The 24,186-nt window shown below is 69.9% G+C and carries 18 protein-coding genes; 12 read left to right on the top strand and 6 right to left on the bottom strand.

Going from position 1 to position 24,186, the window contains the following annotated elements:
• The 11 genes from uvrB to NS184_RS11905 all read left to right on the top strand — a co-directional run.
• Nucleotides 1–1,583 (top strand): excinuclease ABC subunit UvrB (uvrB, locus tag NS184_RS11955; protein ID WP_058726339.1); only part of this gene is annotated, 1,583 nt, incomplete at its 5' end.
• On the top strand, nucleotides 1,573–2,496 hold the full coding sequence (locus tag NS184_RS11950; RefSeq protein ID WP_058726338.1) for an SDR family NAD(P)-dependent oxidoreductase: 924 nt from the start codon (nucleotides 1,573–1,575) through the stop codon (nucleotides 2,494–2,496). The genes uvrB and NS184_RS11950, both read left to right, overlap by 11 nt.
• 48 nt (nucleotides 2,497–2,544) lie before the next feature.
• Nucleotides 2,545–5,619, top strand: coding sequence for an excinuclease ABC subunit UvrA (gene uvrA / locus NS184_RS11945; RefSeq protein WP_058726337.1), 3,075 nt, complete (start codon nucleotides 2,545–2,547; stop codon nucleotides 5,617–5,619).
• Complete coding sequence (uvrC, locus tag NS184_RS11940; protein ID WP_242863039.1) at nucleotides 5,620–7,785, top strand: excinuclease ABC subunit UvrC; 2,166 nt, start codon at nucleotides 5,620–5,622, stop codon at nucleotides 7,783–7,785.
• A gap of 188 nt (nucleotides 7,786–7,973) precedes the next feature.
• A complete protein-coding gene (gene rapZ, locus NS184_RS11935; protein WP_058726336.1) occupies nucleotides 7,974–8,870 on the top strand; it encodes an RNase adapter RapZ in 897 nt (298 codons plus the stop codon).
• 75 nt (nucleotides 8,871–8,945) lie between these two features.
• Complete coding sequence (gene whiA, locus NS184_RS11930; RefSeq protein ID WP_058726335.1) at nucleotides 8,946–9,926, top strand: DNA-binding protein WhiA; 981 nt, start codon at nucleotides 8,946–8,948, stop codon at nucleotides 9,924–9,926.
• 281 nt (nucleotides 9,927–10,207) lie between these two features.
• Complete coding sequence (gene gap, locus NS184_RS11925) at nucleotides 10,208–11,212, top strand: type I glyceraldehyde-3-phosphate dehydrogenase (protein WP_058726334.1); 1,005 nt, start codon at nucleotides 10,208–10,210, stop codon at nucleotides 11,210–11,212.
• A gap of 3 nt (nucleotides 11,213–11,215) precedes the next feature.
• On the top strand, nucleotides 11,216–12,433 hold the full coding sequence (locus NS184_RS11920; protein ID WP_058726333.1) for a phosphoglycerate kinase: 1,218 nt from the start codon (nucleotides 11,216–11,218) through the stop codon (nucleotides 12,431–12,433).
• 43 nt (nucleotides 12,434–12,476) lie between these two features.
• Nucleotides 12,477–13,256, top strand: a complete 780-nt coding sequence (gene tpiA / locus NS184_RS11915; protein ID WP_058726332.1) for a triose-phosphate isomerase — start codon at nucleotides 12,477–12,479, stop codon at nucleotides 13,254–13,256.
• A gap of 117 nt (nucleotides 13,257–13,373) precedes the next feature.
• Nucleotides 13,374–13,625: a preprotein translocase subunit SecG gene (secG, locus tag NS184_RS11910; protein ID WP_022902309.1), complete on the top strand. Its 252-nt coding sequence runs from the start codon at nucleotides 13,374–13,376 to the stop codon at nucleotides 13,623–13,625.
• Between the two features lie 3 nt (nucleotides 13,626–13,628).
• Nucleotides 13,629–13,991 carry an RNA polymerase-binding protein RbpA gene (locus NS184_RS11905; protein ID WP_058726331.1) on the top strand — a complete coding sequence of 121 codons (363 nt, stop codon included), beginning with the start codon at nucleotides 13,629–13,631 and terminating at the stop codon, nucleotides 13,989–13,991.
• Between the two features lie 284 nt (nucleotides 13,992–14,275).
• Here the strand turns inward: NS184_RS11905 and pgl are convergent, their stop codons facing one another.
• The 6 genes from pgl to tkt all read right to left on the bottom strand — a co-directional run bounded on the left by pgl (nucleotide 14,276) and on the right by tkt (nucleotide 22,578).
• Complete coding sequence (gene pgl, locus NS184_RS11900) at nucleotides 14,276–15,046, bottom strand: 6-phosphogluconolactonase (RefSeq protein ID WP_058726330.1); 771 nt, start codon at nucleotides 15,044–15,046, stop codon at nucleotides 14,276–14,278.
• 97 nt (nucleotides 15,047–15,143) lie between these two features.
• On the bottom strand, nucleotides 15,144–16,088 hold the full coding sequence (locus tag NS184_RS11895; RefSeq protein WP_058726329.1) for a glucose-6-phosphate dehydrogenase assembly protein OpcA: 945 nt from the start codon (nucleotides 16,086–16,088) through the stop codon (nucleotides 15,144–15,146).
• Nucleotides 16,085–17,623 carry a glucose-6-phosphate dehydrogenase gene (gene zwf, locus NS184_RS11890; protein ID WP_058726328.1) on the bottom strand — a complete coding sequence of 513 codons (1,539 nt, stop codon included), beginning with the start codon at nucleotides 17,621–17,623 and terminating at the stop codon, nucleotides 16,085–16,087. Before zwf ends, NS184_RS11895 begins: the two co-directional genes overlap by 4 nt.
• Before the next feature lie 22 nt (nucleotides 17,624–17,645).
• A complete protein-coding gene (locus NS184_RS11885; RefSeq protein ID WP_058726327.1) occupies nucleotides 17,646–19,244 on the bottom strand; it encodes a glucose-6-phosphate isomerase in 1,599 nt (532 codons plus the stop codon).
• 1 nt (nucleotide 19,245) lies between these two features.
• Nucleotides 19,246–20,358: a transaldolase gene (gene tal, locus NS184_RS11880; protein WP_058726326.1), complete on the bottom strand. Its 1,113-nt coding sequence runs from the start codon at nucleotides 20,356–20,358 to the stop codon at nucleotides 19,246–19,248.
• A 126-nt stretch (nucleotides 20,359–20,484) separates the two neighbouring features.
• On the bottom strand, nucleotides 20,485–22,578 hold the full coding sequence (tkt, locus tag NS184_RS11875; RefSeq protein WP_058726325.1) for a transketolase: 2,094 nt from the start codon (nucleotides 22,576–22,578) through the stop codon (nucleotides 20,485–20,487).
• Nucleotides 22,579–23,087: 509 nt separating this feature from the next.
• On the opposite strand from tkt, the gene NS184_RS11870 reads away from it, so the two are divergent.
• The gene (locus NS184_RS11870) at nucleotides 23,088–24,014 is read left to right on the top strand and encodes a heme o synthase (protein WP_058726324.1); all 927 of its coding nucleotides are present in this window, start codon (nucleotides 23,088–23,090) and stop codon (nucleotides 24,012–24,014) included.
• Nucleotides 24,015–24,186: the final 172 nt, after the last annotated feature.

Below are 24,186 nucleotides of genomic sequence, written 5' to 3'. Positions count from 1 at the left end.
TCGCGCTGCACGTCGGGCAGACGATCTCGCGCGACCAGCTCGTCCGCCGGTTCGTCGCGATGCAGTACCAGCGCAACGACGTCGACTTCGCGCGCGGGACCTTCCGCGTGCGTGGGGACACGATCGAGATCATCCCCATGTACGAGGAGCACGCGATCCGCATCGAGATGTTCGGCGACGAGATCGAGGCGCTCTCCTCCCTGCACCCGTTGACGGGGTCCGTGATCGAGGACCTGCCCGCCGTGTCGATCTTCCCCGCCTCGCACTACGTGGCGGACACCGACGTGATGCACCGCGCGATCGCCGACATCAAGGTCGAGCTCGCCGAACGCCTCGCCGAGCTCGAGGGACAGGGCAAGCTGCTCGAGGCGCAACGGCTGCGGATGCGGACGACGTTCGACATCGAGATGATGGAGCAGATCGGGTTCTGCTCCGGGATCGAGAACTACTCGCGGCACATGGACGGCCGCCAGGCGGGCGAAGCGCCGCACTGCCTGCTCGACTACTTCCCGGACGACTTCCTCATCGTGATCGACGAGTCGCACGTCACGGTGCCGCAGATCGGGGCGATGTACGAGGGTGACGCTTCCCGCAAGCGCACCCTGGTCGAGCACGGGTTCCGGCTTCCGAGCGCTCTCGACAACCGCCCGCTCACGTGGGAGGAGTTCCTCGAGCGCGCCGGGCAGAAGGTCTACCTGTCGGCGACCCCCGGACGGTACGAGCTCGGCGTCACGGACAGCGTGGTCGAGCAGATCATCCGTCCGACCGGCCTGGTCGACCCCGAGATCGTCGTGAAGCCGAGTGACGGCCAGATCGACGACCTGCTCGAGGAGATCAAGCAGCGCGTGGAGAAGGACGAGCGCGTCCTCGTGACCACCCTCACGAAGCGCATGGCGGAGGAGCTCACCGACTTCCTCGGCAACGCCGGTGTGCGGGTGCGCTACCTGCACTCCGACGTCGACACCCTGAAGCGTGTCGAGCTCCTCACCGAGCTCCGACAGGGCGTGTACGACGTGCTCGTCGGCATCAACCTCCTGCGTGAGGGTCTCGACCTGCCGGAGGTCTCGCTCGTCGCCATCCTCGACGCCGACAAGGAGGGCTTCCTCCGCTCGTCGACCTCGCTCATCCAGACGATCGGCCGTGCCGCCCGCAACGTCTCGGGCCAGGTGCTCATGTACGCCGACACCATGACCGACTCGATGCGCAACGCGATCGAGGAGACCGACCGGCGGCGCGAGAAGCAGGTCGCTTACAACCTCGAGCACGGCATCGACCCGCAGCCGCTGCGGAAGAAGATCGCCGACATCACCGAGATCCTCGCGCGCGAGAACGACGACACGAAGGCGCTGCTCGAGGGTCGCCCTGCGGCGGACGGCCGGCGGTCCCCGACCCCGAACCTCAAGCGCGAGGGCATCGCGGGCGAGGGCGCGACGCAGCTCGAGGCCACCATCGCCGACCTCAACGAGCAGATGCTGCAGGCCGCGGCCGAACTGAAGTTCGAGCTCGCCGCCCGCCTCCGAGACGAGGTCCAGGACCTCAAGAAGGCGCTCCGGCAGATGGAGTCCGCCGGGCATGTCCGCTGACGGCGGCGCTCCACGGACGGTCGTCGTCACGGGGGCGACGGCGGGGCTCGGCTACTGGGCCTCAGAGCAGCTGGCCGCAGCGGGGCACCGGGTCGTCCTCGCGGCGCGGAGCCGGGAGCGGGCCGCTGCAGCGATCGAGAGCATCCGCTCGGTGGTCCCGGGCGCCGAGGTCGAACACGTCGCGCTCGACCTGGCCGACCTCGACTCCGTCGGTGCCGCGGCCGCCGCACTCGCAGATCGGCTGCCCGACGGTGTCGACGCCCTCGTCAACAACGCCGGCGTGGTCGGCGCGCACGAGCAACGGTCCACCGCGCAGGGGCACGAACTGCAGGTCGGGACGAACCACCTCGGGCACTTCGCCCTGACGGCTCGCGTGCTGCCGCTGGTCGAGCGTCGCTCGGGGCGGATCGTGCACCTCGGATCGATCGCACACCGATGGGCGCGCCTCGACCGCGCCGATCCGCTCGGAGCCGGGCACTACTCGAGCTACCGGCAGTACGGCCGGAGCAAGCTCGCGGTGATGCTCTTCGGCTTCGAGCTGGCCGAACGCCTGGCGGACGCCGGGTCCTCGGTGTCGAGCGTCGTCGCGCACCCGGGCTTCTCGCTCGACGTCCTCGCGCCGGACCGTCCGCTCGTCGTGGCGACCCGAGCGGAGCCGGCCTGGACCCGTCCCGCGCAGCGCCTGTACGCCCAGGGCAAGGACGCCGGCGCAGAGCCGATCGTGCACGCGGCGCTCGGCTCGGACGTCCGGTCCGGCGAGTACTGGGGGCCGGCGGGGCGGATGCAGCTCCGCGGACCGGCCGCCCGGGTGCCCGCGGAGCGGAAGGCGCACGACCGGCTTGAAGCTGCTCGGCTCTGGACGACCAGCGAACGCGCTGCCGGGGTGGCGTTCGCTCTCGACGCACTCGGGTGACACCCGCGGCCCGACGAATGTCAGTCCCGGTTCGTAGACTTGTCGGCGATGACCATCACCTCTGACCGCGGTACCGCGACCTCGGGCCGGAACGCCTTCGGCGAGCCCGCTGACCTCCATCTCCCGGGCGGTACGGCACCGCACAGCACCTCGACGCTCAGCGTCCGGGGTGCGCGCGTGCACAACCTCCGCGACGTCGACCTCGAGATCCCGCGCGACTCGCTCGTCGTGTTCACCGGGCTCTCCGGGTCGGGGAAGTCGTCGCTGGCGTTCGACACGATCTTCGCCGAGGGCCAGCGCCGGTACGTCGAGTCGCTGTCGGCGTACGCGCGTCAGTTCCTCGGGCAGGTCGACCGCCCCGACGTCGACTTCATCGAGGGGCTGTCGCCCGCGGTGTCGATCGACCAGAAGTCGACGAACCGCAACCCGCGGTCGACGGTCGGCACCATCACCGAGGTCTACGACTACATGCGTCTGCTCTGGGCGCGCATCGGTGTGCCGCACTGCCCCGTCTGCGGCGAGGTGATCAGCAAGCAGAGCGTGCAGCAGATCGCCGACCAGCTCATGGAGTTCGAGTCCGGCACGCGCTTCCAGGTGCTCGCGCCGGTGATCTCGAAGAAGAAGGGCGAGTTCGTCGACCTCTTCCAGGAGCTCGCGGCCTCCGGCTACGCCCGCGCGATCGTCGACGGGGAGCGGATCCAGCTGAGCGACCCGCCGAAGCTCAAGAAGCAGGTCAAGCACGACATCTCGGTCATCATCGACCGCCTGGTCGCGAGCGACGACATCCTCGGGCGGCTCACCGACTCGCTCGAGACGGCCCTGCGCCTGACGAACGGCACCGTGGCGATCGACCTCGTCGACCACGAGGGCCCCGGCGCGGTCCGGACCTACTCCGAGAACCTCTCCTGCCCGAACAACCACCCGCTCGCGCTCACCGAGATCGAGCCGCGGACGTTCTCGTTCAACGCCCCGTTCGGTGCCTGCCCGGAGTGCTCGGGCCTCGGCACGCGGATGTCGGTCGACCCGGACCTCGTGCTCGGCGACCCGGAGGCCTCGCTCCGTGACGGCGTCCTGCTCCCGTGGACGGGCACCAGTGGCCTGTACTCCTACTTCGAGAAGCTGCTCGCCGGCCTCGGGAAGGACCTCGGGTTCTCGCTCGACACCCCCTGGAACCAGCTCGACCCGAAGGTCCAGGCGGCGATCCTGACCGGCAAGGACTTCCAGGTCTCGGTGTCCTGGCGGAACCGCTTCGGGCGCGAGATGCGGTACACGAGTGGGTTCGAGGGCGTCATGCCCTACATCGAGCGCAAGTTCGCCGAGGCAGAGTCCGACTCGCAACGGCAGCGCTTCCAGGGCTACCTGCGCGAGGTCCCGTGCCCGGTGTGCGACGGCACGCGGCTCAAGCCCGAGGTGCTCGCGGTCACGGTCGACGGCCGCAGCATCGCCGACGTGACGAACCTGTCCCTCGACGACGCATACGCCTTCATGGAGGATCTCCGACTCACCGAGCGTGAGGCCCACATCGCCGCGGCGGTCCTGCGCGAGATCCGGGCCCGTCTCGAGTTCCTGCTCGAGGTCGGGCTGAACTACCTCACGCTCGCGCGGGGTGCCGGTGGACTCTCCGGTGGCGAAGCGCAGCGGATCCGTCTCGCGACGCAGATCGGCTCCGGGCTGACCGGTGTGCTCTACGTCCTCGACGAGCCGAGCATCGGCCTGCACCAGCGTGACAACCGGCGGCTCATCGACACCCTCGTCAAGCTCAAGAACCTCGGCAACACCCTGATCGTGGTCGAGCACGACGAGGACACGATCCGCACGGCCGACTGGGTGGTCGACATCGGCCCGGGCGCCGGTGTCAACGGCGGCAACGTCGTGCACTCCGGCTCGTACGAGGGCATCATCGCGAACCGCGAGTCGATCACGGGGGACTACCTCGCGGGTCGGCGTGCGATCGAGGTGCCGGCGGAGCGTCGGAAGGCGAACCCGAAGCGCGTCATCAGCGTGCAGGGTGCGCGGGCGAACAACCTGCAGGAGATCGACGTCGACTTCCCGCTCGGGGTGTTCACGGCGGTCACCGGGGTGAGCGGATCCGGCAAGTCGACGCTCGTCAACGACATCCTCTACAAGGTGCTCGCGAACCAGCTCAACGGGGCGCGGCACATCGCCGGCAAGCACACGCGCGTCAAGGGCCTCGACCAGCTCGACAAGGTCGTGCACGTCGACCAGGCGCCCATCGGCCGGACGCCGCGCTCGAACCCGGCGACGTACACCGGGGTGTTCGACCGGATCCGACAGCTCTTCGCGGAGACGCCCGAGGCGAAGGCGCGCGGCTACCAGCCCGGCCGCTTCAGCTTCAACGTCAAGGGCGGTCGCTGCGAGAACTGCTCGGGTGACGGCACCATCAAGATCGAGATGAACTTCCTGCCCGACGTCTACGTCGCGTGTGAGGTCTGCGGCGGTGCGCGCTACAACCGCGAGACGCTGCAGGTCCACTACAAGGGCAAGGACATCTCCGAGGTCCTCGACATGCCCATCAGCGAGGCCGCCGAGTTCTTCGAGCCGATCTCCGCGATCCACCGGTACATGAAGACCCTCGTCGACGTCGGTCTCGGCTACGTGCGTCTCGGGCAGAGCGCAACGACGCTGTCCGGTGGCGAGGCCCAGCGCGTGAAGCTCGCGACCGAGCTGCAGCGCCGCTCGACCGGCCGCACGGTGTACGTGCTCGACGAGCCGACGACGGGTCTGCACTTCGAGGACGTCCGCAAGCTCCTCCTCGTCCTGCAGGGCCTGGTCGAGAAGGGCAACACGGTCATCACGATCGAGCACAACCTCGACGTCATCAAGTCCGCCGACTGGCTGATCGACATGGGGCCGGAGGGTGGCGCCGGCGGCGGGACGGTCCTCGCGACCGGGACACCAGAGCACGTCGCCGACGTCCCGGAGAGCCACACCGGTGTCTTCCTGCGGGAGATCTTCGACGCCCAGGACGCCCGTGTCGGCAAGGAGCAGGCCGTCGGAGCCCGGCAGCCGAGCGCCTCGGCTCGTGCCGGCTCGAAGAGCGGAGCGAAGAACGGCGGAACGAAGAACGGCGCCGGATCGAAGCAGAAGGCGGGTGCGCGGTAGGTGGCGGACACCGTTCCGTGGCGGCCGAAGGCGGGGGAGATCCCGACCGACCCGGGCGTCTACCGGTGGCGTGACGAGAACGGCCGGGTGCTGTACGTCGGCAAGGCGAAGAACCTCCGTGCCCGGCTGAGCAACTACTTCGCACCGCTGCCGACGCTGCACGAGCGCACCCGACGGATGGTCCTCACGGCCCGGAGCGTCGAGTGGACGACCGTCGGGTCCGAGATCGAGGCGCTGCAGCTCGAGTACACGTGGATCAAGGAGTTCGATCCGCCGTTCAACGTCAAGTTCCGGGACGACAAGTCGTACCCGTACATGGCCATCACCCTCGGCGATGAGGCCCCGCGGGTGATGGTGACGCGGAACCGGAAGATCAAGGGTGCGAAGTACTTCGGGCCGTACCCGAAGATCTGGGCGGTGCACGACACCATCGACCTGATGATCAAGGTGTTCCCGATCCGCACGTGTTCGGACTCGTCGTACAAGCGAGCCATGCAGACCGGCAAACCGTGCTTCCCAGGGCAGATCGGGAAGTGCGGCGGACCCTGCTCCCAGAAGGTCACGATCGAGGAGCACCGCGCCCTCGTCGAGGAGTTCGTGCGCTTCATGTCGAGCTACGACCGACGCGTTATCACGCAGCTCCGTCAGCGCATGGGCGCCTCCGCGGACGCGATGCAGTACGAGCAGGCGGCGAAGTACCGCGACCAGGTCGAGGCGCTCGAGGCCGTGCTCGAGAAGAGCGCCGTCGTGCTCCGCGACAGCGTCGACCTCGACCTGTTCGGGATCGCCGAGGACGAACTCGCGGCTGCCGTGCAGCTGTTCTCGGTGCGGGGCGGCCGCATCCGTGGTGTCCGGGGTTGGGTCGTCGACAAGGAACTCGACATCGCGACGGGCGACCTCGTCGAACAGATCGTCCAGGGCAACTACGCGACGGGCGACGAGCCCCCGCGCGAGGTCGTCGTGCCCGAACTGCCCGAGGACGCCGAGGCGCTGCAGGAGTGGCTCAGCCAGCGTCGTGGCGGCCGCGGGACGAAGCTCAGCACAGCGCAGCGCGGCGACCGGGCCGGCCTGGCCCGCACCGCGAAGCAGAACGCGGCGCAGGCGCTCATGCTGTACAAGACGAAGCGGAGTGCGGACTACACGACGCGGTCGGCCGCACTCGCCGACATCCAGGACGCCCTCGGCATGAGCGAGGCACCGCTGCGGATGGAGTGCTACGACATCTCCCACCTGCAGGGCACGAACGTCGTCGCGTCGATGGTCGTGTTCGAGGACGGCCTGCCCCGCAAGGACCAGTACCGGCGGTACACGATCGCCGAGACCACCGACGACACCGACAGCATGCACCAGGTCCTCACGCGGCGCCTGGCGCGGCTGGACGAGGACGCATCGGTGCCGGATGTCCCGGACGTGACCACGGACGAAGTCGTCGAAGGGTCGAAGCCGACGAAGCGGTTCGCGTACCGACCGCAGTTGCTCATCGTCGACGGTGGGCAGCCGCAGGTGCAGGCGGCGAAGCGCGCGATGGACGAGGCCGGCGTGCACGACATCGCCCTAGTCGGGATCGCCAAGCGCCTCGAGGAGCTCTGGCTGCCCGACGACGACTTCCCGGTGATCCTGCCGCGCAACTCCGAGGCGCTGTTCCTCATCCAGCGCATCCGCGACGAGGCACACCGGTTCGCCATCACGCACCAGCGGACCCGTCGGAAGCGCGACGTCCGCTCACAGCTCTCCGAGATCCCGGGGCTCGGGCCGTCGCGCGTGGCCTCGTTGCTGAAGCACTTCGGCTCGGTCGCCCGACTGCGCGCAGCCACCGCGGAGGAGATCGGCGTCGTCCCGGGCATCGGGCCGGCGACCGCGGCAGCGGTGGTCGCGAAGCTCGCGCAGCACCCGGCGAGTCCGTCCGCGCCCGACAGCGCGCCGGTGCCCGACGACGCCGACAGCGCGCCCGACAGTGCGCTGTCGCCCGACGACGCCGACAGCGCGCCCGACGACGCTGACAGCGCGCCCGACGCCGCCGACAGCGCGCCCGACGCCGACAGCGCGCCCGACGCCGACGTCAGCGCGCCCCTCGACGCCGACGACCGGGCGCCCGCCGGCAGCGGCCGTGCCGCGTCCGTCACCGTGCCGGACGTGGCCGACGACGGGCCGGTGCTGCCCGCATGAGGTGCGCCGTGCCTCCAGGCCGTCCGTCCGGGAGCCACCGACCGAGGAGAGCCGAGCCGACCGCGCGCCGAGATCGGTCCGGACGGTAGCCTTGACCGAGCCGACCACCCGACAGCCGCGGCCGACGGCTGTGACCGAGACGACCCCGGGCGACGAGCCCGGACCGCGACGACGGAGCCTCCTCCCAGATGACTGACACCGCCGGACCCACGACCCCGCAACAGCACGACGTCCTCATCGTGACGGGCATGTCCGGCGCAGGCCGGTCCACGGTCGGGAAGGCCCTCGAAGACCTCGGCTGGTACGTGGTCGACAACCTGCCGACGCAGATGCTGGCCCCGCTCACCGAGTTGGCCGACCGAGCCGGTGAGAAGATCCCGAAGATCGCGACCGTGGTCGACGTCCGCGGTGGGCGCTTCTTCACCGACCCGGAGCAGGCGGTCGAGCAGGTCCGTTCGACGACGTCCGCCCGGGTCCGCGTGCTCTTCCTCGAGGCGACCGACGCGGTCCTCGTGCGGCGCTTCGAGCAGGTTCGCCGACCGCACCCGCTGCAGGGCGACGGGACCCTCCTCGACGGCATCGGTCGCGAGCGGTCCCGGCTGTCCGGGCTGCGCGAGGCGTCCGACATGATCATCGACACCTCGGACCTGAACATCCACCAGCTCGCGAACACGGTCACGGAGAAGTTCGCCGACGACCACTTCGTCGGCGTCCAGGTGACCCTGATGAGCTTCGGCTTCAAGTACGGGCTGCCGGCGGACGCCGACATGGTGGCCGACGTGCGTTTCCTGCCGAACCCCTACTGGGTGCCGGAACTCCGTGCCCACACCGGCCTCGATGCCCCCGTCTCGGACTACGTCCTGGCCCAGCCCGGAGCCCGGCCGTTCGTCGAGCGCTACGCCGATGTCCTGGAGCCGGTCTTCGAGGGGTACCAGCGCGAGAACAAAAGACACGCTACGATCGCCATCGGCTGTACCGGCGGCAAGCACCGTTCGGTCGCCATCGTCGCCGAGCTGGCGAGTCTCCTCCGCGGGATGCCCAGCGTCGCCGTGCGTGTGAAGAACCGAGATCTCGGCCGGGAGTGACCGTCCCTCCGGCTGCTCCCCACGCGTGTGACGCCGGACCGCGGACCCCACCGAGAAAACGTTAGGAATGATGCTGTGCCGTTGACTGCCGAGGTCAAGGACGAACTGGCCAGGGTCGTCGTGAACCGCAACACGGTCCGCGCCGCCGAACTCGCGACCATCCTGCGGTTCGCGGGTGGTCTGCACGTCATCTCGGGCAGGATCGCGGTCGAGGTCGAACTCGACACCCGCATCATCGTGCACCGGGTGCGCAAGGACCTCGCCGAGCTCTACGGCGTCCGCTCCGAGGCGAGCGTCGGATCGTCCGCGTCGTCCCGCCGCGGCACGCGCTACCTGGTCCGGGTGCTCGAGGCGGGGGAGACCCTCGCGCGCCAGACCGGGCTCATGGACGCCCGCCGTCGGCCCGTCCGTGGCCTGCCGAACCGGCTGACGACCGGCAACCGCGAGGACCTCGCCGCCATCTGGCGCGGTGCGTTCCTGGCCTCCGGCACGCTGACCGACCCGGGCCGCGCCGCCGCGCTCGAGGTCACCTGCCCGGGCAACGAAGCCGCGATGGCGCTGGTCGGCGCCGCGTCACGGCTCGGCATCGCCGCGAAGGGCCGTGAGGTCCGTGGGGTCCACCGCGTGGTCATCCGCGACGGCGAGGCGATCGGTCAGATGCTCACCGTGATGGGCGCCGCGCGCACCACCGCCGAGTGGGAGGAGATGCGCCAGCGCCGCGAGGTCCGTGCCACCGCGAACCGTCTCGTCAACTTCGACGACGCCAACCTCCGCCGCTCGGCGCAGGCCGCCGTCGCCGCCTGCGCCCGGGTCGAGCGTGCGCTCGAGATCCTGGGTGACGAGGTGCCCGACCACCTGCAGTACGCCGGCTCCCTGCGGCTGCAGCACCGCGACGCGTCGCTCGACGAGCTCGGGCAGCACGCCGAGCCCCCGATGACGAAGGACGCGATCGCGGGTCGCATCCGCCGACTCCTCGCGATGGCCGACAAGAAGGCCTCCGACCTCGGCGTCCCGGGCACCGAGGCGAGCGTCCCGGAGGAGCTCGAGGGCGCGTGACCACGGTCGCACGGGCCGCGTGATCGCGGTCGTTCCGATCTACCGGACGGGAGGCGCGGTGCCAGCCGGCACCGCGCCTCCCGTCCGTTCGTGGGATGCGTCCAGGGCGCCCTGTGCGACCGTCCGGACGGACCGTCATCCGGCACGGGCGCGCAGTGTCCGACTGCTAGGGTCGTTACGGCGACGTTACGGGGCGTATCGTCCACCACACGTGGGCCCGCGGGGCCCACGACTCCGATAAGCAGCGCCCCTCGGGCGCTCCACACCCACCAGGAGATCCATTGACCGTCAAGATCGGCATCAACGGCTTCGGCCGCATCGGCCGTAACTTCTTCCGGGCCGCCCTCGCCAAGGGCTCCGACCTCGAGATCGTGGCGGTGAACGACCTCACCGACAACACGGCGCTCGCGAACCTGCTCAAGTACGACTCGATCACCGGCAAGCTCCCGGCGACGGTCGAGCTCGACGGTGACAACATCGTCGTCGACGGCAAGGCGATCAAGGTCCTCGCGGAGCGCGACCCCGCCAACCTCCCCTGGGGCGAGCTGGGCGTCGACATCGTCATCGAGTCGACCGGCTTCTTCACCAAGGCCGCCGATGCGCAGAAGCACATCGACGCCGGCGCCAAGAAGGTCATCATCTCCGCTCCGGCCACGGGTGACGACGTCACCATCGTGCTCGGCGTGAACGAGGACACCTACGACGCCGCGAACCACCACATCATCTCGAACGCCTCCTGCACCACGAACAGCCTCGCGCCGCTCGCCAAGGTGTTCCACGACAAGTTCGGCATCGAGCGTGGTCTCATGACGACGGTGCACGCCTACACCGCCGACCAGAACCTCCAGGACGGCCCGCACAAGGACCCGCGTCGTGCCCGCGCCGCCGCGCTGAACATCGTCCCGACCTCCACCGGTGCAGCCAAGGCCATCGGCCTCGTGCTCCCGGAGCTGGCGGGCAAGCTCGACGGCTTCGCGCTCCGCGTGCCGGTCCCCACCGGCTCGATCACCGACCTCACCCTCGAGACCAAGTCCGAGGTCACCGTCGACGAGATCAACGCCGCCTACAAGGAGGCCGCCGAGGGCCCGCTCAAGGGCATCCTGCTCTACAGCGAGGACCCGCTGGTGTCGACCGACATCACGACCGACCCGCACTCCTCGATCTACGACTCCGGCCTGACGAAGGTCATCGGCGGCCTCGTGAAGATCACCTCGTGGTACGACAACGAGTGGGGTTACTCGAACCGCCTCGTCGACCTCACCGAGTACGTGGGCGAGCGCCTCTAAGCCATGGCGCTCCGAACCCTCGGCGACCTCGGCGACCTCGCCGGCAAGCGCGTCGTCGTCCGGTGTGACCTGAACGTCCCGCTCAAGGACGGCACGATCACCGACGACGGCCGCGTCCGCGCCTCGCTCGACACGCTGAACACGCTCGTCAACGCCGGCGCGCGCGTCATCGTGATCTCCCACCTCGGCCGACCCGACGGGTCGCCGGCGCCGGAGTACTCGCTCGCCCCGGTGGCGCAGCGGCTCTCCGAGCTCCTGGGGAAGGAGGTCACGTTCGTCGGCGAGACCGTCGGCGACGAGGCCACCGCGGCCGCCGCAGAACTCGGTGACGGTGACGTCCTGCTGCTGGAGAACCTCCGCTTCAATCCGGAGGAGACCTCGAAGGACGCTGACGAGCGCAAGGCCTTCGCCGAGCGGATCGCCGCGCTGGGCGACGCGTTCGTGTCGGACGGCTTCGGTGTCGTGCACCGCAAGCAGGCCTCGGTGTACGAGCTCGCCTCGGCGCTGCCGTCGGCCGCCGGTTCGCTGATCGAGACCGAGCTGACGGTCCTCGAACGCCTCACGTCGAACCCGGAGCGGCCGTACACGGTCGTGCTCGGCGGGTCGAAGGTGAGCGACAAGCTCGGGGTCATCGACCACCTCCTGCCGCAGGTCGACACGCTCTGCATCGGCGGCGGCATGCTCTTCACGTTCCTCGCGGCCCAGGGCCACGGGGTCGCGAAGTCGCTGCTCGAGGCGGACCAGCTCGACACCGTGCGCGGGTACCTCTCCCGGGCACAGGAGCTCGGCGTCACGATCGACCTGCCGACCGACGTCGTCGTGGCCTCCGGGTTCGCGGCCGACGCCTCCCACGAGACCGTCGCGGCCGACGCGATCGAGTCGTCGTCGTTCGGCACGGACGGCATCGGCCTCGACATCGGTCCGGAGACGGCTGCTCGCTTCGCTGCGGCGGTGTCCGGCTCGAAGACGGTGTTCTGGAACGGCCCGATGGGCGTGTTCGAGTTCCCCGCGTTCGCAGCCGGTACGAAGACCGTCGCGCAGGCGCTCACCGAGGTCGACGGCCTCGGCGTGGTCGGTGGCGGTGACTCTGCTGCGGCTGTCCGGTCGCTCGGGTTCTCTGACGACCAGTTCGGGCACATCTCGACCGGCGGCGGTGCGAGCCTCGAGTTCCTCGAGGGCAAGTCGCTGCCCGGTCTGGAAGCACTGGGGTGGTCGCGATGAGCCGCACACCGCTCATCGCCGGTGACTCGGCGGAAGGTACAGCATGAACCGCACACCGCTCATCGCGGGGAACTGGAAGATGAACCTGGACCACCTCCAGGCCATCGCCACCGTGCAGAAGCTCGCGTGGACGTTGAAGGACGCCCGCCACGACCACGACGACGTCGAGGTCGCGGTGTTCCCGCCCTTCACCGACCTCCGCAGCGTGCAGACGCTCATCTCGGCGGACAAGCTGCCGATCCGCTTCGGCGCTCAGGACCTCTCGCAGTACGACTCTGGTGCACACACCGGTGACGTCTCGGGAGCGTTCCTCGCGGCGTTGGACGCGCAGTACGTCATCGTCGGCCACTCCGAGCGTCGCACGATGCACGGGGAGACCGACGAGGTCGTGGCGGCGAAGACCGCCGCGGCGGTCAAGCACGGCCTCGTGCCGGTCGTCTGCGTCGGTGAGACCGGCGAGCAGCGCGAGGAGCGCGGTGCCGGTGTCGTCGCGGTCGAGCAGCTGCAGGTCGTCCTCGACGCGGTACAGCCGGCTGAGATCGTCGTCGCGTACGAGCCGGTCTGGGCGATCGGCTCCGGCCAGGCCGCCACGGCCGACCAGGCGCAGGAGGAGTGCGCGGCGATCCGTCGTGGCATCGCCGCAGCCTGGGGTGAGGAGGCCGCTGCGGCGACCCGCGTCCTCTACGGCGGCTCGGTGAAGTCCGGCAACATCGCTGGTTTCCTGCGCGAGCCCGACGTCGACGGCGCGCTCGTCGGCGGCGCCTCGCTCGACGTGCAGGAGTTCGCGGCGATCGCGCGCTTCCGCCAGCACGTCGGACTCTGACCCATCCGGACAGGCCGGTCGCGCAGGCGGCCGGCCTGCTCCGTGCCCGGCCCGTCGTGCCCGGGGGCGACCCGTCCTCGGTATACTCGTACGGCTGACTGACACGAAAGGTACGTCGTGGCGATTCTCTCCGTCGTGCTGCAGGTCCTGCTCGCGATCACGAGCCTCCTGCTCACGCTCCTCATCCTGCTGCACAAGGGCCGCGGTGGTGGCCTCTCCGACATGTTCGGCGGCGGCGTGACGAGCAACCTCGGGGCGTCCGGCGTCGCCGAGCGCAACCTCAACCGCATCACGGTGATCCTCGGTCTGGTCTGGATCATCTCGATCATCGTGCTCGGTCTCATCAACAAGTTCACGACGGGGAGCTGACACATGGCATCAGGAGGCAGCGCCATCCGCGGATCGCGCGTGGGCGCGGGACCGATGGGCGAGCAGGACCGCGGGGTCCAGGCCGAGCGCATCGCAATCTCGTACTGGGATGCCCTCGGCAACGAGGTCGTGCGGTACTTCGCCGCGGGCCTGCCCGAGGACGAGATCCCCGAGACGGTCGACTCGCCGTCCACCGGTCTGCCGGCTGGTCGCGACAAGGAGAACCCGCCCGTCGTCGCGAAGACCGAGCCGTACAAGACGCACCTCGCGTACGTGAAGGAGCGCCGCACCGAGGAAGAGGCAGCGCAGCTCCTCGAGGACGCCCTCCAGCAGCTCCGGGAGCGGCGCGGCACCGCCTCGAAGTAGGCCACACGCACGTCCGAAGACCCCCGTACCGATCCGGTACGGGGGTCTTCGTGTGTTGTGGTGGGGAGCGCGGTCCTGCCGGAGCCGTCGAGGTTCCGCAACTCGCCGCCTGTTCGGTGTCGAGGTTCCACCCGCGGGCGCTCGTAGCGCCGAGATGCGCGACTTCTGGAACCTCGAAGGGATGATGCGGTGGCCCCGGAGCGCACCGCGTCGACGCGCCCACACGACGGACGGGAGGCGCAGTGCCAGCCGGCACCGCGCCTCCCGTCCGTCAGGCGCCGCGTCTAGTACGTCGACGCGATGAGGTTCTCGGGGACGTCGCGCGCGGCGTCCTGGTCCACGAAGAACACGGTGCGCTTGCGGCCCTGCACGCCACCCACGGGAACCTCGTCCACGGCGGCGCCGGCCAGGGCGAGCCCGAGCACGGACGCCTTCTCGGCGCCGGACAGGATGACCCACACCCGCTGCGACGCGTTGATGACGGGGTAGGTCAGCGTGAGGCGCTGCGACGGCGGCTTGGGGGAGTCGTCGACCGGGAGTACGGCGCGGTCGGTGACGGCGAGCTGCGGGAACTCGGGGAACAGCGACGCGGTGTGGCCGTCGGGGCCGACACCGAGCAGTGTGATGTCGAAGCGGGGCGCGACGGCACCCTCGGGAGCGGCCTCCTGGAGCTCGCGCTCGTACTGCAGCGCGGCGTCCTCGATCGAGAGCCCGGCGTCCGACGTCGCGATCCGGTGGATGTTCGACTCGGGGATGTCCACGTGGTCGAAGAAGTCCGCCTGCGTCCCGGTGTCGTTGCGATCCGCGTCACCCGAGGGCACCCAGCGCTCGTCGACCCACCACACGTGCACCTTCGACCAGTCCACGCTCTCGCGCGCCTGCGACTGGCCGATCGCTGCGAGGACGAGCGTCGACACGGAACCACCGCTGATGGCGATGTCCGCGCGCTCCTGCTCGTCGAGCACGTCGATGATCTTGGTGATGAAGCGTGCGGCCACCGACGCGCCGAGGGCCTGCTTGTCGGGGTGTACGAGCACCCGTCGTTCGTTGGTCACGTGACTCCCGTGTTCGAGGTCGGCGGCCCGGCGTGCGGACCGCCTTCGGTCCGACCGGTCCGTCCGCGGGTGCGGACGGACCGGTCGAGTGGGTGGCTCAGCTCGCGATGGACTCGCGCAGCTGGGGCACCCCGTGCTTGACGACGTCTCCGAAGAGGACGTCCGGGTCGAGTCTACGGAGTTCCTCGGCCAGGCAGTCGCGCAGGTTGCGGCGCGGCAGCGAGAGGTCGTGGGTCGGCTGTCCGGGCATGGACAGCGTCGCGACGTCGACCAGCGAGCGCTCGAGTTCGATCGCGCCGCTCTCGCGGACGAGCTTCACGCCGTGGATGCCGCTCGACCCGGTCGCCCGTGGCGACGTCACGACCGACACCGGCACCTCGAGCTGCAGCTGCAACCAGGCCGCGAGGAGGATCGTCGACGGGCTGTCGAACGCACCGGAGACCTCGACGGCGGTGACCGGCTCGTACGGCGGCTGGTCGAGCGCCGCCGCGAGCTGGTTGCGCCAGAGGGTGAGGCGGGTCCACGCGAAGTCGGTGTCACCGGGCACGTAGGACTCGCCGAGCGCCGCGATGGCCTCGTTCGGGTCCTTCTGCGCCGCGGCGTCCGTGATCCGGCGCTGCGCGATCCGGCCCAGGGCGGACTCGGACGGCTGGGACGGAGCGGCGTCGGGCCACCACGCGACCACGGGGGCGTCCGGCAGCAGGAGGCCGGTGACCAGGCTCTCCTCGTCGGTCGCGGTCTCGCCGTAGGCGCGGAGGACGATGACCTCGCTCGCGCCCGCATCGCTCCCGACGCGGATCTGCGCGTCGAGACGACCGGGGGACTTCGTGTCGCCCTCGTTCTTCGACACGATGATGACGCGCATCGGGTGCTCGCGGGACGCCTCGTTCGCGGCGTTGATCGCCTCTTCCTCGTGGCCGAGCGCCGTCGAGATGATCAGCGTGAGGACGCGGCCGAGTGCGACCGCTCCGCCCTCCTCGCGGATGTGGACGAGTTTCTTCTGGATCTTCGAGACCGTGGTGTTCGGCATGTCGATCTTCATGGACGCCTCCAGGTCCGGCCGTCGCGGGCGAGCAGGGCATCGGCGGACGCCGGACCCCACGTGCCGGGACGGTACTGCTCGGGCTGGCCCTGTCCGCGCCAGAACTCTTCGATCGGGTCGAGGATCTTCCAGGAGAGTTCGACCTCCTGGTGACGGGGGAACAGGGGCGGGTCGCCGAGGAGCACGTCGAGGATGAGTCGCTCGTACGCCTCCGGCGACGCCTCGGTGAACGCGTGGCCGTAGCCGAAGTCCATCGTCACGTCGCGCACCTGGGTGCCGACGCCGGGGACCTTCGAGCCGAAGCGGAGCGTCACGCCCTCGTCCGGCTGCACGCGGATGACGAGCGCGTTCTGGCCGAGGGGCGACTGCGGGATGCCGAAGACGTCCTCCGGGACGCGCTTGAACACGATCGCGATCTCGGTCACGCGGCGGCCGAGACGCTTGCCAGCACGCAGGTAGAACGGGACGCCCTGCCAGCGACGGGTCGCGATGTCGAGCTTGATGGCCGCGTAGGTCTCGGTCGTGGACTCGGGGTTCATCCCCGCTTCCTCGAGGAACCCGAGGACCTTCTCGCCGCCCTGCCACCCGCCGGCGTACTGCCCCCGGGCCGTCGCGGCGGCGAGGTCCTCCGGGAGGCGCACCGCGGAGAGCACCTTCTCCTTCTCGGCACGGAGGTCCGCCGCCTTGAACGAGACCGGCTCCTCCATCGCTGTCAGCGCGAGGAGCTGCAGCAGGTGGTTCTGGATGACGTCCCGCGCCGCGCCGATGCCGTCGTAGTAGGCGGCACGTCCGGCGACGCCGATGTCCTCGGCCATCGTGATCTGCACGTGGTCGACGTAGTTCGAGTTCCAGATGGGTTCGTACATCTGGTTCGCGAAGCGGAGCGTCAGGAGGTTCTGGACCGTCTCCTTGCCGAGGTAGTGGTCGATGCGGAACACGTCGTCCGGAGCGAAGACGCTCTCGACGATCGCGTTGAGCTCGCGCGCGGTGCGGAGGTCCGAACCGAACGGCTTCTCGACGACGACACGGCTCCACGAGCCGTCGCACTTCTCGGTGAGGCCGGAGACCTTGAGCTGCTCGGTCACGACCGGGAACATCTTCGGCGGGATCGAGAGGTAGAACGCGTGGTTCCCGAGCGTGCCGCGCTGGGCGTCGAGCTCGTCGACGGTGCGCTTGAGCTCGGTGAACGCCTCCGGGTCGTCGAACGAGCCCTGCACGAAGCGGATGCCCTGTTCGAGCTGCTTCCAGACGGCCTCGTCGAAAGGGGTGCGGGAGTGGTCCCGGACCGCGTCGTGCACGAGCTGGGAGAAGTCCTGGTCCTCCCAGTCGCGCCGGGCGAACCCGACGAGCGCGAACCCGGGCGGCAGGAGCCCCCGGTTCGCGAGGTCGTAGACCGCGGGCATCAGCTTCTTGCGGGACAGGTCGCCCGTCACGCCGAAGATGATGAGGGTGCTGGGGCCCGCGATCCGGTTCAGACGTCGGTCGGTCGGCAACCGGAGCGGGTTGTGCTCCGGGGTGATCGCCACCGGTGACATGAGTCGGTGAACTCCTTACGAGTCAGAGGGAGACGGCGGCGCGCAGCGCTGCGGTGGCAGCGGCGACGTCCGACGTCGTGAGGGTCAGGACGGGCCGACCGTGCTCTGCGAGCACGCTCGCGTCGCCGGCGGCCTGTGCCCGGATGAGTCGGCCGAACGTGAAGGGGCGGCCCGGGATCGCCAGGTCCTCCACCTCGTCGGCCACGATCTGCAGGAAGACGCCGCTCGCGGGTCCTCCCTTGTGGTACTGCCCGGTCGAGTGCAGGAAGCGGGGCCCGTACCCGAGGGTGACGGGTCGGCCGCTGCGCGCCGCGAGGGCATCGCGGAGCGATGCGAGGCCGTGGTCCGCGGTGCGGTCCACGTAGGCCTGCACGGCCAGGTAGCCGGTCGCGTCGAGTTCGGCCAGGAGGCCCGTCACGGCTTCCGCGAGCGTCGTCCCGGCCGACAGACCCGCCGTCTCGCGGACGGCGGTGCCGCCCTCCGTGAAGACGGGCTCGGTGGGTGCCGGGCGGTCGTCGAGCAGCGCGCGGGCGGCAGCCTTCGCGGCCTCCACGTCAGGCTGGTCGAAGGGGTTGATGCCGATGAGGCGCCCGGCGACGGCGACGGCGTACTCCCACACGAGGAACTGCCCGCCGAGCGTGCCGTCGATCTCGACCTCGCCCTCGGCGACGTGACGTTCGTCCTCGCGGGATCCGACGATGCGGACGACCTGCAGGTCGGACGGGCCTGCGGCCAGCTCGGGGGAGTCGGGCGCGAGGACGACGGGGAGGAGCCCCTTGCCGTCCTTCCCGGTGCTCTCCGCGAGGAGCTGCTCGGCCCAGTCGCCGAAACCGACGATGTGCGTGCCGTCGGGCACGAGGCCGATCTTCGCGACGGTCGGGTCGAGGGTGGCCAGCGCGGCACCGAGGACCAGGCCCGGGTTCTCGTCGGTGTCCACGGCGAGGAGCACCGAGATGGCGTCCGCCTCGTCGAGGAGTTCCACGATGTCGGCTCCGGCGAGCCCGGACGGCACGAGGCCGAACGCGGTCAGGGCCGAGAACCGTCCGCCGACGTTCGGGTCCGCGGTGAACACGCGGTAGCCGGCGTCGTGTGCGAGCTGCTCGAGCGAGGAGCCCGGGTCGGTGACGACGACGATCCGTGACGCGGGGTCGATGCCCGCGTCACGGAACGCCTGCTCGTACACACGACGTTGCGAGTCCGTCTCCAGGGTGGAGCCGGACTTCGACGAGACCACGAGCACGGTGCGCTCGAGGTCGTGTCCCACCGCCGCCCGGACCTGCGCCGGGTCGGTCGAGTCGAGCACCGTCAGCGGGACGCCGTACGTCCGCGTGATCACCTCGGGCGCGAGCGAGGAGCCGCCCATGCCGGCGAGGACGACGTGGTCGACCCCGTCGGCGGCGAGCTGCTCGCGCAGCGCCCTGATCTCCGCGACGAGCGGACGCGAGACCGCGACGGCCTCCGTCCACCCGAGACGCTTCGCCGCCTCCGGCTCGGCGGCAGGCCCCCAGAGGCCGGGGTCCTGCGCCGTGATGCCCGACGCCACCAGGTCGGCGACGAGCTGCGGGACCACCGTGTCGATGGCCCGTGCAGCTGCGCCGCTGGCGGCGATGGAGACGGTCACGCTACTTCGCGCCCTCGAGGGCCGTCTTCACGGTGTCGACGAGCTCGCCCCAGGAGACGTTGAACTTGTCCACGCCCTCCTTCTCGAGCAGTGCGACGACCTCGTCGTAGCTGATGCCCTGCGCCGCGATCTGGTCGAGGACCTCCTGCGCGGCGTCGTACGACCCGGCGATCGCGTCGCCGTGGATCTCGGCGTGGTCGAACGTCGCGTCGAGCGTCTTGCCGGGCATCGTGTTGACGGTGTTCGGCGCGGCGAGCTCGGTCACGTAGAGCGTGTCGGGCAGCGACGGGTCCTTGACACCGGTCGAGGCCCAGAGCGGACGCTGCGTGTTCGCACCCGACTCGAGCAGGCCGAGGGCGCGCTCGGTGGCGAACGCCTCGGTCCAGACCTGGTAGGCGAGCTGCGCGTTGGCGACGCCGGCCTTCGACTTGAGGGCCTTCGCCTCGTCGGTGCCGACGGCGTCGAGGCGCTTGTCGATCTCGGAGTCGACGCGCGACACGAAGAACGAGGCGACTGAGTGGATCTTCGAGAGGTCGTGGCCGGCGGCCTTGGCCTTCTCGAGCCCACCGAGGTAGGCGTCGATGACGGCACGGTAGCGCTCGAGCGAGAAGATCAGCGTGACGTTGACCGAGATGCCCGCGGCGATGACCTCGGTGATGGCCTCGAGGCCCTCGAGCGTCGCGGGGATCTTGATGAGGACGTTCTCGCGACCGACCTTGTCGAACAGGAACTTCGCCTGCTCGATGGTCTTCTGGGTCTCGTGCGCGAGGCCCGGCTCGACCTCGATCGACACGCGGCCGTCGAAGCCCTTGGTCTCGTCGTAGATCGGCTTGAACACGTCGGAGGCGTTCGCGACGTCCTGCGTGGTGATCTCGAAGATCGCGCTGGTGACGTCGGTGCCCGCGGCGGCGAGCTCCTTGACCTGCGCGTCGTAGCGCTCGCCCTTGGCGAGGGCCGACGCGAAGATCGTCGGGTTCGTGGTGACGCCGACGACGTTCTTCTCGGCGATGAGCTGCTCGAGCTTGCCGGTCTCGAGGAGCTCGCGCGAGAGGTCGTCGAGCCAGATGCTGACGCCGACCTCGGAGAGGGCGGCGGTGGGGGTGGTCTCAGCCATGTGTGTGTCTTCTTCCTTCATCGGCCGTCTGGCCGTGGTCTTCGGGGACGGGGGCGCGTGGCGGGGCCGAGCCGCGCCTCCCGGCAGAAGGGCCGGATCCGGGTGACCGGACCCGGCCCCGGTGGGTCAGGAAGCCGCGATCGATTCCTTCGCGGCGGCGACGACGTGCTCCGTCGTGAAGCCGAACTCCTTGAAGAGCGTCTGGTAGTCGGCCGAGGCACCGAAGTGCTCGATCGAGACGCTGCGGCCCTTGTCGCCGACGATGTCGCGCCAGCTCATCGCGATCCCGGCCTCGACCGACACACGGGCGGTGACGGCCTTCGGCAGCACCTGCTCGCGGTAGTTCTCCGACTGCTCGAAGAACCACTCGAGGGACGGAGCGCTCACGACGCGGGCGTTGATGCCCTCGCCCTTGAGCTGCTCGCGCGCCTCGATGGCGATCTGGACCTCGGAGCCGGTCGCGATGAGGATCACGTCCGGGGTGCCGTTCGGCGCCTCGGCGAGGATGTAGGCACCCTTGCCGACGTTCTTCGCCGACGCGAAGGTCTCGCCCGACGCCTCGCCCTCGCCACGCTCGAAGACGGGGAGGTTCTGGCGGCTCAGCGCGATGCCGGCCGGGCGGTCCTTGTGCTTGAGCATCTCGAGCCACGCGTAGGCGACCTCGTTGGCGTCGGCCGGACGGACGACGTCGAGACCCGGGATCGCACGGAGGGCGGTGAGCTGCTCGATCGGCTGGTGCGTCGGGCCGTCCTCGCCGAGGGCGACGGAGTCGTGCGTCCAGACGTAGATCGCCGGCGCCTTCATGAGCGCGGCGAGACGGACGGCCGGGCGCATGTAGTCGCTGAAGATGAGGAACGTGCCGCCGAACGGACGGGTGTTCCCGTGCAGGACGATGCCGGACAGGATCGAACCCATCGCGTGCTCGCGGATGCCGAAGTGGAGGACACGGCCGTACGGGTCGGTGCTCCACGTCCCCGTCGAGGCCTCGACCGGGCCGAAGGACTTGGCGCCCTCGATCGTGGTCAGGTTCGACTCGGCGAGGTCGGCCGAACCGCCCCAGAACTCGGGCATGAGCGGCGCGATGGCGTTGATGACCTTGCCGGACGCGGCGCGGGTCGAGACAGCGTTCTCGGTCGGGAAGACCGGCAGCGCCTCCTCGAGGCCCTCGGGGAGCTCGCCCGCGTTGATGCGGTCGAGCATCGCCTTCTTCTCCGGGTTGGCCGAGGCCCACGCGTCGAAGGTCTTCTGCCACTCGGCGTGCTCCGCCTGGCCCTTGGCGACGGCACCGCGGGTGTACTCGAGCACCTCGGGGTCGACGTGGAAGGTCTGCTCGGGGTCGAAGCCGAGGACCTCCTTGAGACCCTTCAGCTCCTCGCCGCCGAGGGCGGAGCCGTGGATCTTGCCGGAGTTCTGCTTGGTCGGCGACGGCCAACCGATGATCGTCTTGAGGACGATGAGGGACGGCTTGGTCGTCTCGGCCTTCGCGGCCTCGACGGCGCGGTGGAGCTCCTCGACGTCCTCGGAGTACTCGCCGGTCTTCTTCCAGTCGACGTGCTGGACGTGCCAGCCGAGCGCCTCGTAGCGCGCGGCGACGTCCTCGGAGAACGCGATGTCGGTGTCGTCCTCGATCGAGATCTGGTTCGAGTCGTAGAAGACGACCAGGCGACCGAGCTGCTGGCGGCCGGCGAGGCTCGCGGCCTCGTTGGTGACGCCCTCCTGCATGTCGCCGTCGCCGGCGATCACGTAGGTGAAGTGGTCGAAGGGGGACTCGCCGTCGGCGGTCTCCGGGTCGAACAGCCCACGCTCGAAGCGCTGCGCGTAGCCGAAGCCCACGGCGGACGCGAGGCCCTGGCCGAGCGGGCCGGTGGTGATCTCGACGCCGTCGGTGTGGCCGTACTCCGGGTGACCCGGGGTCTTCGAGCCCCACTTGCGGAGGTGCTGGAGGTCCTCGAGCTCGAGGCCGTAGCCGTGCAGGTAGAACTGCACGTACTGCAGGATCGAGGCGTGACCGGCGGAGAGGATGAAGCGGTCGCGGCCGATCCAGGTGGAGTCGCTGGGGTCGCGACGCATCACCTTCTGGAAGAGCAGGTGGGCGACCGGCGCGAGGCTCATCGCGGTGCCGGGGTGACCGTTGCCGGCGGCCTCGACCGAGTCGGCGGCGAGTACGCGGGCCGTGTCGACGGCCTTCCTGTCGATGGCGTCCCAGGTGAATTCAGCCACTTGGATGTTGACCCTTCTTGAATGCGACATGTGCGAGGGCTCGTGCCATCGCACGGACATGATCGCCATCCCGGGGGCCGGGGTTCGGGTCGCCGTCTGGCGGCGGCCGACCGGCTCGTCGTGACCGACGTCTTCGGGGCACGCACTGCGGGAGGGCGTCTCCAGCATAGTGACCATGCACTCAGTGAGGGTTCAGGTGACACGTTCTGTTCACCGTGTGCGGACGCCGGGTGCAGCGCTCCAACGCCGACCGTCCGGACGGCCCGGGCGTGTCCGCTGCGGTCGGGCCGTCACTCGGTCCGTCCGCCTGCCGACCTGCCGGCTCGTCCGTCTGCCGATGTCGATCGGTCCGGATGGCGGGGCGGGGCATCGTCGCGGCGCCTCGATGGCCTAAACTGGTGGCGGCCCGTGTGCATTCCGGGTCGACGCACGCCCGGACGACGACGGAGCCGTCCACCGAGTGTGCGAGCTGACGCGAACAGACTGAGGTTCCCTTGCCCACTGCCACCGTGACCCGGCCGGACACCGATCGACCCCGATCGACGCTCTCGCGCAAGGTCCGGGCGTACGTCTCGCTGACGAAGCCCCGGGTCATGGAGCTGCTGCTCGTCACCACGGCGCCGACGATGTTCCTCGCTGCCCGCGGCGTGCCGGACCTGTGGCTCGTGTTCTGGACGATGCTGGGCGGCGCGATGTCCGCCGGTTCCGCATCGGCGTTCAACTGCTACATCGACCGTGACATCGACCGGCTGATGAAGCGCACGAGCACGCGGCCGCTGGTGACCGGCGAACTCTCCGACCGTGAGGCCCTGGTGTTCTCGTGGGTGCTCGGCATCGCGTCGACCGGCGTCCTGCTCGTCTTCGTGAACTGGCTCGCGGCCGCGCTGAGCGTCGTCGCGATCCTCATCTACGTGTTCCTCTACACGCTGTGGCTCAAGCGCCGCACCCCGCAGAACATCGTCTGGGGCGGGTCGGCCGGTTGCATGCCCGTCCTGATCGGCTGGGCCGGCGTCACCGGTTCGCTGAGCTGGACGCCGATCATCCTCTTCATGGTGATCTTCCTCTGGACGCCGCCGCACTACTGGCCGCTGTCGATGAAGTACCGCGACGACTACGACGCAGCCGAGGTCCCGATGCTCGCGGTGGTCCGCGGACGCACGGTCGTCGGCCTCCAGGTCGTCCTCTACGCCTGGGCGACGCTGGTCTGCTCGCTGCTGCTCATCCCGGTCGCGCACATGGGGCCGCTCTACACGGTGGTCGCCCTCGCCGGCGGCGTCTGGTTCGTCGTCGAGTCGCACCGGCTGTACTCGCGGGCGATCCAGCACGTCGAGCAGGTGCAGCCGATGCGCGTGTTCCACAGCTCGATCACGTACCTGACGCTGCTCTTCATCGCGGTGGGCATCGACCCGCTGCTCCCGCAGGTCTTCACCTTCTAGCGCTCGTCGCTCGCGGGCACTGGGTCCCGGTCCGCTGCCGGTGCTCGTCGCGCCGTCGAACCACGGGGTCGCTGTCGAACGACGGGGTCGCTGTCGCACGACAGCGGCCCCGTCGTTCGTTGCACGCGCGGGTTGCGCGGGCGCACAACGAGCGACTCCGTCGTCGTCGTAC

Source organism: Curtobacterium luteum (genome assembly GCF_001475545.1).
Taxonomy (GTDB): domain Bacteria; phylum Actinomycetota; class Actinomycetes; order Actinomycetales; family Microbacteriaceae; genus Curtobacterium; species Curtobacterium luteum_A.
Note: the sequence above shows the minus strand (reverse complement) of the source record. Positions and strands in the feature narration are given on the sequence as shown.